The organism is Aureliella helgolandensis (assembly GCF_007752135.1).
GTDB lineage: Bacteria > Planctomycetota > Planctomycetia > Pirellulales > Pirellulaceae > Aureliella > Aureliella helgolandensis.
The window spans coordinates 1,087,385-1,100,892 of the sequence record NZ_CP036298.1; the positions used below are offsets into that span (position 1 = coordinate 1,087,385).

The following is a 13,508-nucleotide window of genomic DNA, read 5'->3' on the forward strand; positions in this document are numbered from 1 at the left end:
AGCGATGAGTATTATTCGGACTTATGTACGCACTCTCGAGGGGCTGAATATGGTCAGATGTAGTTGGCTGGCACGATTGAATCGCGGGCGGATTGTAGCGGTCGGCATGGCCTGGGGGCTGCTTCTGCTGACTACGTCTCTAGTCAATGCGCAGGTTGTGCCAAGCCAGACCACCGATGCGTCTGCGACTCCTAACCTAATCTATATCATGGTGGATGATTTGGGATACGGCGATCTGGGCTGTTTCGGTCAAACAGAAATCAAGACCCCGAACTTGGATCGTATGGCGTCGGAAGGTATGAAGTTGACCAGCTACTACGCCGGTTGTACCGTGTGTCGCCCGTCGCGTTTGTCACTATGGACTGGGAAACACATGGGACATACGCCCATCGATTCCAATGCCGCATACGTCTTTCGTCCGGAAGACGTGACCGTGGCGGAATTGTTGCAACAATCCGGGTACGCTACCGGCGGTGTTGGCAAGTGGGCCATGGGGGGCATCGAAACGACAGGCCACCCGAATCGCAATGGGTTCGACTTCTGGATGGGCTATCTCGACCAGGGCGATGCCCACAATTACTATCCCACTCATTTGTGGAAAAACGACCAGAAAATTCCATTGGCGGGCAATGTCATTGGCGATTATGCCGAAGGCCGGGGACGGGTTGCGTCTCAACGCACTACCTATTCCCATGATGTCATGACCGAGCAGGCGTTTGAATTTGTACGCAGGCATGCTCACGATCCGTTTTTACTGCACGTGCATTGGACCATTCCGCATGCCAACAACGAAGGCGGGCGGGTTACAGGCAACGGCATGGAAGTGCCAACTTACGGAATCTATGCCCAGAAAGACTGGCCGGATGTCGAGAAGGGGCAAGCCGCCATGATTACCCGCATGGATGCCGATGTGGGTAGGCTGCTGGGGCTGCTGCGAGAGTTAGGGATTGCGGATCATACGTTAGTCATCTTTACCTCGGACAACGGACCGCATCACGAGGGAGGACACAATCATGAGTATTTTGACGCCAACGGCCCGCTCCGGGGTTACAAGCGAGATTTGTATGACGGTGGAATTCGTGCCCCGACCATTGCTTGGTGGCCCGACCATGTGCAAGCCGGTTCGGTGAATGATATTCCGCTAGCGGCCTATGATTGGCTGCCCACCGCTTGCCAGTTCGCAGGAGTCACGCCACCGGAGCAAATCGACGGTATTTCCTATCTGCCAACGCTACTGGGAATGCCCCAGCCTGCGCACGACTATCTATTCTGGAGTTACGAAGACAAGCGGGCAGTTCGGCAGGGCAAATGGAAGGCGCTGATTCCAGGCAAAGGCAAGCCGCTGGAGCTCTACGATTTGCAAGTCGATATTGGCGAGCAGCATGACTTAGCGGCTGATTTTCCGGAAGTGGTTCGTCGCATGCAGGACATCATCGCGGAGGCATACGTTCCCAAAAAGTGAACACACGGCCGTTCCTGCCTTGTTTCATACCGAAGGGGATTTGCGCATCAAAGGACCGTTTCTTGGTTTACAGTCTCTAGCGATAGACTGCTTAGGACCGTCGGAACAATATGTGTCGCCAGATCGCTCCGGCGATCGGCATTTTCCCGAACGAACCGGCGGAGCGGTTCGGCGACTAACCGCCAATAATTGTTTCGACGGTCCAGAGCCGCTCGATGCCCGTTCCCAGACAGCGGCAAGTTGCGGCTGCTCGCTTTTGAGGAACCGAAACTTCGCGCTCCATTTCAAGACCAATGACATGCCCGTAGGTGCACGATTGCCAGGCTGAGGCCAGCCATTACCAACCTGCCGCCTGGAGATGATTGCGAAGATGTCGATACCGCCATTCAGTATTGCGCGTTATGGTGGTGCCGAAAGTCATCGACATCTCAAGGGAGGTTAGGGAGCCGCTTCAAACTGGACCCATTCAAAATCTTTCTCACCAGAAGGAACATCCAACACCCAATACATTCTTCGGCGAATCAACGACTCAACATCCCTGATGAACCAGCTAACAAGTCGGTGAAGGGGATGGCTCGGCGCAGTCCGGCTTGAAGTTGACGTCTTCTCCTCGCCTCCCGTTACCTTTACCGTTCTTGCTGTCCGTCGTTGCGCGGTCGATTGTCAGGTTTCGTGTCACGCATGGGCGTTTTTCCGAAGCCACGAAGTGGCGGCATGTGCTAGCCCCGAACGCGAGTCCGGGGAATGAAAACCAGGGACGCACCAAGTCGCGAAGCGACGCCAGGTGGACTGCGCATCGAACTATGCAGACTATGCAGACGTGACACACCTGCCGTCGCTTCGCGACTGACGGCCTGTTCGCTACATTTACCAAGGACTGGCGTCCTTGGCTAGCACCTACCATCACCTACCATCGCTTTGCGATTCCGGAAACGGCTATTCCCGTTCGCAACGTAATGCCATTTCTAGCGAACGACACGGATTACATCGCCAATGTGTCGCCCTCCGCCTCCGGGCTATGTCGCGGCACACGGTCCGCTATAGTTCGCTGTTGTTGGTAAATCTTCTCACTCGCCCCTGGGTGCGAGTAGGTACAATTGCTCGGTCGCTTGCCTATCCACCGAAGCCTGTGAGGGTACAGGTTTCGATCGGTCAATTGTTGCCCGGCCTCTCTATCACCACTATACTAAGGCCTGCGGAACCAGACCGATGGGCGAGTCGTCCGCAACACAGGCACAACGTAAGAACTAAGTGGTGCACACAAGCGGCAGTAATGCCTTTTCGTCACCACAAAGTCTTGGGGCGCCGCCGTGTAACCGTCAACGTTCGTCGGTGAAAACTTTCGGTGAACCGGCAAGAAATCTCGTCACGTAGGAAACGATTCAGTGAGACGCCCTACTATCATCGCTGCCGCGACATTTTTCGTGGTTGTTTTCGCGATTATGTCAACTGCCTGCGTTATTGAGCCCGTTAAGGCGGACGATCAAAAACTGGACAAAGTTGCACCCGACGAGCTCTATGTGATGCTTTTTCGAGGAGCCCCACTCGAGGAATCCGCCGTCCCAGCTCGGGATCACGTTTTGACATTACGAGTACACGGCGAGAAAAGCTTCTCTGCCTGGCTAGGCGACGGTTACCCGAAGCTTGATGGAGTTATCACTGTCAAGGACACTAAGCTGCATGCAAAACTCAGCGCAGACTTCAATGCTACTGCAGGAACATTTGTTGAGCCGATCCAGAAAGACACACCCATCAAGCCCAGCCAATCAGGATTCGAGTCTGGGATTCAGCCCTTCTACTTCATTGTCACGAGCGATCCGCTAAGCAATATGAAATAGAAAAAGGCGGGAGACTTGTAGTGGCTGCACGCGGCGGTCTACGAACCGACTCACGACGAACCATGGGTTGGACACGGAGCGACCGAAAACGTGTTGCAATAAGTTTGGCCGGTCGACTGCCGTCCGGTCAACGCCGTTCGGCGACCCAAACAGGTTACAGGAGATTGTGATGCGAGCCGTGTGGTTGAGGCCCCTATTTATTTTCGCCATTTCCGTGCTAGCCTCGGGGGACCTATTCGCTCAGCCTTTGTTTCCCAAAACCGAAAGCATCGACAGCTTGGTCGCCAATTCCGATTATATTCTCGTTGCGACACTCGTGGACTTCCGGACTGGGGCAGAGGCCGACGACCACAGCGGATATGACGTAACCATTGTCATCGATGAATCTCTGAAACAACCGGTCTTGACGGAAGTACACCCGCGGATGTCATTTCACTTCCCCCATCTTGCGTCGGTTCTCAACGACTGGAAAGAGCGTTCGTCTCGTCTGCTGGTGGCGTACGATGAATTCGCTCCGACGGAGACGAAAGTGATCGAACTAGCACCGGGCAAAGTGGAAGTAATGACGGCGGATTTCGTACTCCTGCGCCAGCCGGATGCCATAATCAAGGCCGCGAGGCAAATGGCTCGCGGTCTGCCGGTCGGAGTGAAGCGAGTACAAACCTTCAATCTCCATGTTCCGCGCGCGATCGTTGCTGGAACGAAGTGGGAACCGTATTACGACATAGGCGGGCATCTCGTTCTGAGCGTCCCCGTTGACGAGCAGCTGAAGAAAAGGGCGCGGGAGTATCTCCGCTCCAAGGAGAACCGACTCAAGCATTCTGAGGGCGAGCAAGCCCTGCGGTACTTCAAAGCGGACCAGAATTGAAATTGCCGCGATGAACAATGGGATGCAACGGCGTGGCGGTGGTGCGTTCTTTCCTGATATCAACATAAACTCCCGCCACCCGCTGATCACCAACGTTCGTAAATCAAACAAGAGGTTCTTCGGGACTTTTAGGGGTTGAGTTGTAGCTTTCCACAGTAGAAGAGGATGCAGGTGCGGTAGTTTGCAAAGTTGCGGAAGCCGCGAGCGGCCGACTTGATGGATTGGATTCGGCTGTTGAAACCCTCTGTGGTGGCGTTGGTAACGCGGTGGCGAAAATAGCTTAGCAAACCGGCCAGATGACGCTTTAGAGTAGCAGCAACTCTCTTGACTGGATCCAATTGACTTCGGCGTGCCCATCCAAACCAGCGATCAAAGAACTTTTTAGCATTGCCAGCATAGGTGTAGTCCCAGAACCAACGAAAGTGCTCTTTGATGGCCCTTGCCCTGGACGTCCTCAGGTCTTGCTCTTGCAATAAGGCTAGGCGTGCGTGGCGATCTTCGTCTAGGTTCTCTGCGTTGTAAAGACAGAGTTGCCTGTTGCCTGCTGCCTAAGAGGGGTTCGTCCCCTTCCTTCTTCAAGGCTCTGTGTTCGCTTCGCCGCACTTTGTCAACAGCCTCGCCGAGATACTTGGCAAGGTGGAATTTATCGTGCACAATCTCTGCGTTGGGAGCGTTCTTGTCGGCGCTGGTCATAAACGCCGCCCACATGTCCATCGAAACCGATGCAATTTTGCTGCGTTGCGATTGAGTCAATGTTTTCCAAAGCGAATCGGCTGCTGTGGTAGTCCTGTCAGGCACCACTTCGAGAACGCGCCGGTTATCGCTGTCGGTCATCGCTGACACATGGTTGTGCCCTTTACCAAAACTCTTTTCATCCAGCCCAACGTGCTTAATGTCGTCCAGTTTGCGTCGACTGAGGCCTCGGTCTACGGCACGCTTTATGATCGTATGCACGGCATCCCAGCTAAGCCCCAGCAAGCAGGACGCGCGACTAAGATTGGCACACGCCTGGAGAACTTCGACAGCGAACGCTTCGAACAAAAGAGTAGATCGCGAATGCTTGCCCGACCAAGGGACCGCGATGGCCTTCACGCCACACTTTGCGCAGTGAGAACGAGGCACGCGTGCCCGCAACTCTGTCTTGAACTGCAGCGTGTCTAATTGCCTCCATGTCCATTCAGGAGCAAAGTCCGCTTGGGAGCAAGCAGCCTCGCAATCCGGACAAGTTAGACTGCCCCCCACGTGAGAAAGCCGAATCGCAATCTGATTGCCAAGCAAGTCTAAGTCTACGTCTTCCACCCGCCATGAATCATCAAGGCCCAATAATGCGCTATAGGGTTCGGTGAGATCTTTCATCCCAAAAGAATTACCCAAAACCCATCATTTTTCGACTAGCCACTAAAAGTCCCGAAGAACCTTAAACGTTAACCGCACGTCGCTTGGGTTCAGCAACGACAATGCTCAGCGGCTATAATCCGTGGATTCCCTCCATTACGTCACCGTCCGAGGAAACGACGCATGAACTCTATTCTGTCTGTCGCCACAGTCTGTTTACTCATCCTTTGTCCGCAGTTGAGACTCTCCGCCGACGAGTCACCGGGCGAAAGCGATCCTCGGCCCCAAGAGCGCCAGTTGCCATTCGAGATGCACGCGAAAATGACGCAGCTGCCGATTGTTCATGTCGGGCCCGCCGATGCCGATCTAGTGGGCACCGACAATCGGGTGCTTCAAGCCGCCGTCGATTACATTGCATCATTGGGCGGCGGAACGGTTGAGATCCTTCCCGGTGAGTATCTGATGCGCGACTCCTTGCATCTGCGATCCAACGTGACGGTCCGCGGGACGAAGGGCGAAACGATTCTAAGAAAATCGGATGGTGTCGTATCCCCATTGAGTGTCGACGGTGACTTCGGCGAGCAGCAATTTACGGTAGCGGATGCGACGGGTTTTCAAGTCGGCTTTGGGGTCGCGATTTGGGATCAGAATGCCGGCGGTTTCCATACCTCCGTTGCAAGAATCACAGGGCGAAGCGACAACACCTTCTCGATCGATAAGCCTCTGATGGCGGACTGCATGGTCCACAACAAGGCACGAGCGGCCACGGTGTTCCCAGTCGTCAGCGGCTACGACCTGCGCAACGTCCGTGTCGAAAATCTGGTCATCGAGGGAAACAAGGACGCCAACGTTGAATTGAATGGCTGTCGTGGCGGCGGCATCTTCCTGTATCGCGGTTTTGGAACCGTGATTCAGAACTGCGAGGTGCGAAACTACAATGGCGACGGGATCAGTTTTCAACAATCCAACGACGTGACAATCGTTGGTTGCCGTAGCGAAAGCAACACGCAACTCGGTTTTCACCCAGGCAGTGGTTCGCAACGCCCCGTCGTTCAGAACTGCATCGCTCGGCACAACGGGACCGATGGGCTCTTCCTGTGCTGGAGAGTCAAGCATGGATTTTTTGAGAACAATCTGCTGGAGGCAAACGGACGCTTCGGCATTTCGATCGGACACAAAGACACGGACAACCTGCTGCAGAGTAATCGAGTACTCCGCAACGGAGAGGACGGGGTCAACTTTCGAAATGAGACGTTAGGCATGGCCGCGCACCGCAACCGGTTGCGAGACAATGTGATCGAAGACAACGGAACGAACGGATCCGCAGCAGGTATTCGGATTCGCGGTGAGACTGACGGATTGGTATTTGAGAACAACGTGATCCGCGATACGCGGCCGAGCGAGAAGCAGTCTCAAAAAGTTGGAGTGCTGATTGAGAATCAAGTAGGCACGTTGACGTTGCTGGATAACCAAATCGAAGCGGAAAATCCCGTTGAAGACAAACGCGAGAAGTAGTAATACGACCCGGGCGATGCCGTGCTACGCTATCCCCGACGCTGGGATCGATCCTACCGGGGACTCGCAGAATATGTCAGCAATCTCGGATCCAAAAGGTCACTTCATAACCACTTTGACGCAGATGCTCGTTGCGGGAGGCGCAAAACGGAGAACTTGCGATGTGCGGAAGCGGCGATTGCCATGGCTGCCAGCGAGGGCACACTGCTGATGCAACTAGCTGAAACGCTGGACTTGGTGTGGCCTCATCCTTCAGCAGGCCAACTCGCAGAGGTGATTCCCTGCGGAGATCCGCATCAACGGCTGAGCAATGCTTCTGGTCAGTATGGCGTTTTCGTTGTTGCTGGTCTCACGGAGCGTGATCATGACAAGGTATTCGATTCGGCCATTCTGATTGACGATTCGCGACAGTGCCTTCGGAGGCATCGCATGTTGAACGAGTGGGAAATCGGCCAACGATGGTACGGTCAAGGCGACTGCCTGAGTGTCGCGCACACGTCCCTGGGAACGAGTGGTGTCATGATTTGCGACGCTGGTTCGCCTCGGCAAGTTGCGTTGGACCGATGACGGCAGGTCTTTAGAGCGGCAGAACTTGCATCGGCTGTTCGATGGTGGTGGCTGCCGATGGCCACGTAGTCCTGCAAGGGCCGTATAGGCCGACGCCGAAACGATTCTGTACTCCGACATCCTAATTGAGCCACTTCCTGCCCGAGGGACTCTTTGGCAGTCGAGGATTAGGCAGACGAGGATTAGGCAGACGTAGGCGCTCGGCTGAGTGGAAGCTGGTGGAGTAGCGTATGCATTCGGATGCCGAGTTCGAAGTCGTTTAGGAAACTGCGTTCCGACTCTCAAGACACGCCCTCCTTGGGCAGTTGCCCAACGGAAGAGTTCCTGCAAGGGGCCCCTTGTAACTCCGCCACCTTCACAGAGCAAGACAAACCACATGCTACTTGTCGGACGGTGGGTTTAGCGGTCGTATCACGCAATTTGGAAAGCCACTTCGGCACGCTCGCAACTTAGAGTTCCTGTGGGACGGACCGGCCTCTCTGCTCGCCGACCAACGACGGTTGTGCCCGTCGAAACTCTCATGAGGTCGAGTGGTTAACGCCAATCAATTACAATATTCAACTCACCTTGGTCTGCCAGCTGGTCCTTTGCGCCTGAAACAATGAAACTCAAACTTCCAGTAGTCCACGCTGCAGACATAATTGCACAAGATTTTCCACCAACATAGGAGAAGGCATGAACAACCTTTTTATAGGAATCACCTGCATCTTAGTATCGGCTGTCGCTGGGTGTACCCAAACATCCGAGCAAGACCTAGCAGTCAACGAGAGTCGCTCCCGTGAACGTAGCGGCCGGGCAGAGGAAGCCGATACGCCAGATGCCAACTCTCCTGCACATGATGCTACCGCCCCGGCCGCCTCCACGGCGTCCAGCGTCTCCGCTACTGGCACATCTCCTGACGATTCGTACCAGAACATAGCATCCGAAGAATCCACACCAACCATTGACGCTCAGAAGAATTCTGAAGCGGGCATCGCCGCCTACCAAGCCAACAACTTGCCGCTCGCTTTCCAAGAATTTCAAATCGCTGCACTGAAAGGACACGCGGATTCACAATTCAACTTAGGGTTAATGTACGAGCAAGGCATCGGTGTTGGTCGAGACGAGACGCAAGCAGTTCTCTGGTACGACAAAGCGGCCACGCAAGGGAGCTCGGCTGCACAATTCAATCTAGGAGTGCTTCACGAGAACGGTCGTGGCACTAAGGTTGACTTTGCAGAAGCCAACAAGTGGTATCGCAGGGCTTCGGTGCAAGGAGATCCACTTGCAATTGGAAACCTGGGCATGCTCTACATCCGCGGAGATGGCGTGCCGGTAAACAAGATTGCGGGATTGGCCTTGCTTTTCATGTCTGCAACGATAGATCCATCATCAGACAATCACGCTCGGCGAAACATCACTGGCACTCGCGGTCTATCGGCAGAAATGATCACGGCTGCACAGAAACTCTCTGGAGAGCTTAGCACTGCTGAAAACATGCTCGCTTCCCTTGATCAATTCTTAAAGCAGTAGGCAGTAGTGGGAAGAAAAAACGCTCCGGCTCGCTGCCGATGGCGCGGAGCTTTCCATTCACGACTATCCCTTTGTTGCAGTTTGGGTGTGGCGGGTATAGCGTCCGGCAACGGTAGTGATAAGCGGTCTGATACACCGACCGCAATCGCTAGCAAAGGAACCGTAAGCTAATTGACAGCGACTCGGTCTGTACCGGGCTTTCGTTCGCACATAGTGACGAACCGTCATTCACTGAAAGCCCATGTCACGCCCACCTTACGCAATTTGGGAACCAAAGGTCCGGCCTTCGTTGGAGGGCCACGGATGTCGTCGAGGTGATCCTCTAGGCGCGGAGGTCTCCCACATCTGAGGCGGCAAGACCTGAGGTTCTGGTCCACAACCAGAACGTCATAGACTCGACTCCGACGCTCAAGTGTCGTGGGTTCCTACGCATCACGGTCCGACGAAACGAACACAGCTCCTATGCGAAGCACGTTGCCCCAACCAGTGTGGCTGTGATCAGTCCTTCAGTTTGCGCAGCGAAGCCAATCCACCGACCAAGAACACCGTGGGAAGAATAGTCGCGCAATGGTCGTGGGAATGTCTCAGATGCTGCGTTCGCCAATACTGACAGCCGCAATCGCTGAGACGACGAACAAAACTAGGCGGCCGGGGGGCGCGGAAGCCTTGGGTTTGCTGGCTCTCACTCCATTCGGAGGTGGTGGGGCCCAAGTGCCACGCATCCGCCAGCGTCTAATCGACCGGGCCGGGGAATCGTCTGAGAGCGATGGCAGGTTCAACTCCAAGCACGGCGAAGACAGCCATCGCATTGCCGACACCCGCACGAGCCCGGTGTCGGCCCTATCGTTGAAAAAGCGGGCAAGAAAACTCTGAATCTGGCGGGATTGGAACAACAAGTGCAGCGAGTTGAGTAGGGCTCAGTTTGCGTGTATCCTCGACTGGGCATTGCCTATAACGAGACATTGTCTTAGGAGATTTCGCCATGATTCGATCCGTCGGACTTACATCTATATTGCTATTTACCGCACTCTCGGCGGTGGCCTATGGGCAACAAACCACCTCACCGCGGGATTCGAACGCAGCAGTTGGCTCTGGAGCAACTGGGTTCTACCAGTCGCAGGTTTACTCGGGAATGAGCGGTACCGGCCAAGCAGGCGTCTCGCAAGGTATTCCGTACTACGTAGAGCCCTCGAGGTTCTACTACAACCGGCCCGCCAATTCCGGCTTGCGTTTCGGGCGTCGAAACTATTACGGCTACTACCCGCTGTGGAATGGGCGACCCGCCTATCGCTATGGACCTTACATTTACTATCCCCAGGTACGCTATCTGGCCCCAGGCGTCACAGAGCACGTTGGCCCATTCATTCCGGTTCGCTAAACCAGCCGTATGCCTGGCCGAAAACCGCAGTGACCGTGAGGCAGCTGAGGCAACCGCGCAGCCAAGGGAGCCGATCAGCCGGGGCAGTTGGTCAGTAGAGTAGCTGGCCCGGCCAGAGGCCGATACAACCATTGCCGCTGGCGTCAGCCACCTGTTAGCTGACCTATGCGCCGCCAAGCCCGGATGGCGACACAAAACAGTAGTCACGCGTTTCGTGCTAAATGTCGAACCGTCATTCACTGAAAGCCCATGTCACGCCCACATGAGCGCGCAAGTGTAATCACTTTTATTGTCAGATTGACCGCTAAACCGCATGGCGGGCTCTAGTTGAACTTAGGTCGGGTTGTCCAGTTGAACGCAGTTCGACCGTGCAAGAACTGGTATCGGTCGATGAAGCCGGCGCACTTCGAGTTTGTTCGTCCCAGGCGGCTGTGGAGGCCTTCCATTGGAGCATCAGGTGCTAGTTCCAATGCTCCAAACACTATCCGAGTGCCGAGGGCTCAATGGGTATCGTCAGAGTGGCTACATGTCCGCTGAGCAAAACCCGCGAGAAACAAAAGACGGAATTTAGGAGCCGACCTATTGTTTTACATCACCATATGACCCACAATTTCTACCACCGAAATGACTATTTTCTCGCCAGGGTTTGCCTGTGCCTCTTCCTCTCCGCCTGACATTGGCCATCAGCCGTCATTCACCCGCTCATATCATCAGCTTTACTCCAACGAAGGTTTTACAATGTTCCGAAATATACTCGCGGTGTATGTTGTCGTTGTCAGCCTGTCCACTTCAGCGTCCGCGGGGGTCATGTCGGCAGACCATGCTACTTTCGGCATCGCCTCCCTAACACGCGATACGGTACAGGGATTGGATTTTCTCGATTTGACTCTCTCAGTTAACCGCTCATTTAATAATGTTTCAAGCCAGTTTGGAACGGGCGGTGATTTCGAGGGGTTTCGGTATGCGACTGAAGTTGAAGTGATTAATCTCATTAATAATTATGGATTTACTCCGGGTGCTGTCGTGGGGCAGAACATAACTGGCTGGGCGTTGTCCGGTGGTTTGGGTGGTTTGACGAACCTTTTGGGTGTCACAAATCTGGATGGACTACCTGAACTTAAGCAAACCATTGGGATTACGGGCACCTCTGTTCATATTTCCTCCCATAAGTATGTTGAATTGGTCTTCTACTCGGGCCTTATTTCCACGGTATATAATGAACCCGCACTGTATCGCCCCGATGGTTATTTCAGTCCAAATTACGGATCATTCTTAGTACAATCGTCATCTGTTGTGCCGGAGCCCGGGAGCATCACCACGTTCGCAGGCTTGCTTGGAATTGGATTGATTGTACGTCGAAGAAGGCAACGTCTTTCAGACCGCTAACAACCCAAACCATCCAACGTCGCACGTAATCACCAATGCACCGCGCCGATGCACCTTGCTCATAAAGCCGGTTCACACGTTCGACAAACCGCTCAATTGTTGGCGGGGCGACACCTATTAGCCCCGCCGCATTCATTGGTAACCCAGAAACGCGAACTCGCGTTCTGTTTGACCAATGAATGTTTGTCAGGATGCTGCTCAACATCGAGCTCAGCCAGTGTCCGATTAACCAAGGCAATGGCCTTTCGTAGCTTCCACCGCGACGGTGCCAACACGACCCAGTCGTCCATGAAGCGAACGTAGAACACCGCCATCGCTTCCATCCGCTTGTCGAGCACGTCGAGGAACAAAGCTCCCATCAGTGGCGAGAGTGGGCAGCCCAGCGAAATGCCTTTGTCGATGTCTTCGTAGAGTCCGTCGTCGTAAACAGACCTGCGCATATACAGCCACAGTAAATCGAGTAACCTTGCGTCATCGAGGTGTTCTGCCAACTGTGCGTACAAAATGTCATGTTTGATATTGGCGTAGTAGCTCTTCACATCAGTGCGAAAGATAAATTGATTTTTCGGCAGACTTGCGACGATCTCGCGTATCGCCGCCTTCGCTCCTCCGTTTCCGGCCAAATGAAAGCAACGTGATGACAGGCTAGGCGCCAATTGACGGGTCAGCACAATCGCGATCGCCTTGAGTACCAGCGAGTCGACCGCCGACCAGATTTCCAAGTCGTCATTCGTTCGGTGGATTCGCCTCAGCGGAGAGAAGCGGTATTGCCCGGCAATAAGCTCGCACTGAAGCCTGGATTTGATTTCTACCCAGCGAAAGCGAACTTCCCACACTTCGTCATTGTGCGAATAGTTCTTACGTCGTCTGCACAGCCAGGCGTAGGCTTCTTCCAACACTACGTCCGACGCGATTTCTTCCATCAAGCAATTGGACATAGCACTATTCTACATTGTCGAAACGCTCTCTGGTTTGTCCCGAAAAAGAAAAAAACGTACCGTGCCTGATTACAAATAACTGGCGTCGGCGTGAAACTCAGACGCGGATTGGCGACTTCCCCAAGTCGCTGAAGTTGCATCGACCATGCATGTCGCGAGTGACGGAGCATGTATCGCTGCTGTCATTCTGACTGCGTGCGCGGGCGTTTGGTTCTAGATCCGACTGCGGTGGCTATTGGTGACTCAGGACGAACCGTCCGATGCTCTCAACCCTGCAAACCAATGGCACGTCCGCCTGGGGGGCAAACCGCTACCTGGGAGCATTGGGAATAACTGGGAAAGTCCTGTTTTCGAATTGATGACGCAACTGCTGCGGTCTGCTACCTCGCTTGTAGATTTGGCGGAGTCTTCGAGACCGCGGCTCGTCCCATCTTCGGCAAGATCGAACGGAGTTCAATATTTCGTTGTTTTCTTGAGACCCGCGGGAGAAAGGCTTACGGGATATAACTAAGGCCTCTTTTTCGTTCTTGCAAGCAGCAGCAAACTATGGACTCGAGCGACCAAAATAGCTGTGACGATTCCGATTCCGCGTTACTAAGGCGGTACCTAGGTGGCGACCATGGTGCGCTTGCAAGTCTGTGCGTTCGCTATGCTCAGCCGCTTAATAGAATCGTTAGTTCGTACCTAGACCCACTCGTTGCTAGGCGGG

The 13,508-nt window shown here is 54.2% G+C and carries 12 protein-coding genes; 9 read left to right on the forward strand and 3 right to left on the reverse strand.

All coding sequences use genetic code 11. From position 1 onward, the window contains the following. Window positions 1-49: 49 nt before the first annotated feature. The 3 genes from Q31a_RS03755 (at window position 50) to Q31a_RS03765 (ending at window position 4,168) form a co-directional block, all read left to right on the forward strand. Window positions 50-1,462: an arylsulfatase gene (locus Q31a_RS03755; protein ID WP_231691052.1), complete on the forward strand. Its 1,413-nt coding sequence runs from the start codon at window positions 50-52 to the stop codon at window positions 1,460-1,462. A 1,385-nt stretch (window positions 1,463-2,847) separates the two neighbouring features. Beyond that, window positions 2,848-3,300 (forward strand): hypothetical protein, encoded by a 453-nt coding sequence (locus Q31a_RS03760; RefSeq protein WP_145074197.1) that lies wholly within the window; start codon window positions 2,848-2,850, stop codon window positions 3,298-3,300. A gap of 169 nt (window positions 3,301-3,469) precedes the next feature. Continuing rightward, window positions 3,470-4,168: a hypothetical protein gene (locus tag Q31a_RS03765; RefSeq protein WP_145074200.1), complete on the forward strand. Its 699-nt coding sequence runs from the start codon at window positions 3,470-3,472 to the stop codon at window positions 4,166-4,168. Between the two features lie 128 nt (window positions 4,169-4,296). Here Q31a_RS03765 and Q31a_RS31305 read toward each other — a convergent pair whose 3' ends face one another. Continuing rightward, entirely contained in the window at window positions 4,297-4,641 is a 345-nt protein-coding gene (locus Q31a_RS31305; protein ID WP_145074203.1) for a transposase, read from the reverse strand. Then, window positions 4,550-5,524 carry an ISL3 family transposase gene (locus Q31a_RS03775; protein ID WP_145074206.1) on the reverse strand — a complete coding sequence of 325 codons (975 nt, stop codon included), beginning with the start codon at window positions 5,522-5,524 and terminating at the stop codon, window positions 4,550-4,552. The genes Q31a_RS31305 and Q31a_RS03775 overlap by 92 nt, the downstream gene beginning before the upstream one ends. A 162-nt stretch (window positions 5,525-5,686) precedes the next feature. On the opposite strand from Q31a_RS03775, the gene Q31a_RS03780 reads away from it, so the two are divergent. From Q31a_RS03780 to Q31a_RS03805, 6 genes are all read left to right on the forward strand, one after another. Further along, the gene (locus tag Q31a_RS03780; RefSeq protein ID WP_145074209.1) at window positions 5,687-7,018 is read left to right on the forward strand and encodes a right-handed parallel beta-helix repeat-containing protein; all 1,332 of its coding nucleotides are present in this window, start codon (window positions 5,687-5,689) and stop codon (window positions 7,016-7,018) included. A gap of 21 nt (window positions 7,019-7,039) precedes the next feature. Further along, complete coding sequence (locus Q31a_RS03785) at window positions 7,040-7,585, forward strand: nitrilase-related carbon-nitrogen hydrolase (RefSeq protein WP_261342700.1); 546 nt, start codon at window positions 7,040-7,042, stop codon at window positions 7,583-7,585. A gap of 675 nt (window positions 7,586-8,260) precedes the next feature. After that, complete coding sequence (locus tag Q31a_RS03790; protein WP_145074216.1) at window positions 8,261-9,097, forward strand: tetratricopeptide repeat protein; 837 nt, start codon at window positions 8,261-8,263, stop codon at window positions 9,095-9,097. A gap of 588 nt (window positions 9,098-9,685) precedes the next feature. Continuing rightward, entirely contained in the window at window positions 9,686-9,970 is a 285-nt protein-coding gene (locus tag Q31a_RS03795; RefSeq protein WP_145074219.1) for a hypothetical protein, read from the forward strand. A gap of 109 nt (window positions 9,971-10,079) precedes the next feature. Continuing rightward, a complete protein-coding gene (locus Q31a_RS03800) occupies window positions 10,080-10,475 on the forward strand; it encodes a hypothetical protein (RefSeq protein ID WP_145074222.1) in 396 nt (131 codons plus the stop codon). A gap of 738 nt (window positions 10,476-11,213) precedes the next feature. Further along, window positions 11,214-11,861 (forward strand): hypothetical protein, encoded by a 648-nt coding sequence (locus Q31a_RS03805; RefSeq protein WP_145074225.1) that lies wholly within the window; start codon window positions 11,214-11,216, stop codon window positions 11,859-11,861. Window positions 11,862-11,953: 92 nt separating this feature from the next. On the opposite strand, the gene Q31a_RS03810 is transcribed toward Q31a_RS03805, so the two are convergent. Then, window positions 11,954-12,799, reverse strand: a complete 846-nt coding sequence (locus Q31a_RS03810) for a reverse transcriptase domain-containing protein (protein ID WP_145074228.1) — start codon at window positions 12,797-12,799, stop codon at window positions 11,954-11,956. Window positions 12,800-13,508 lie beyond the last annotated feature (709 nt).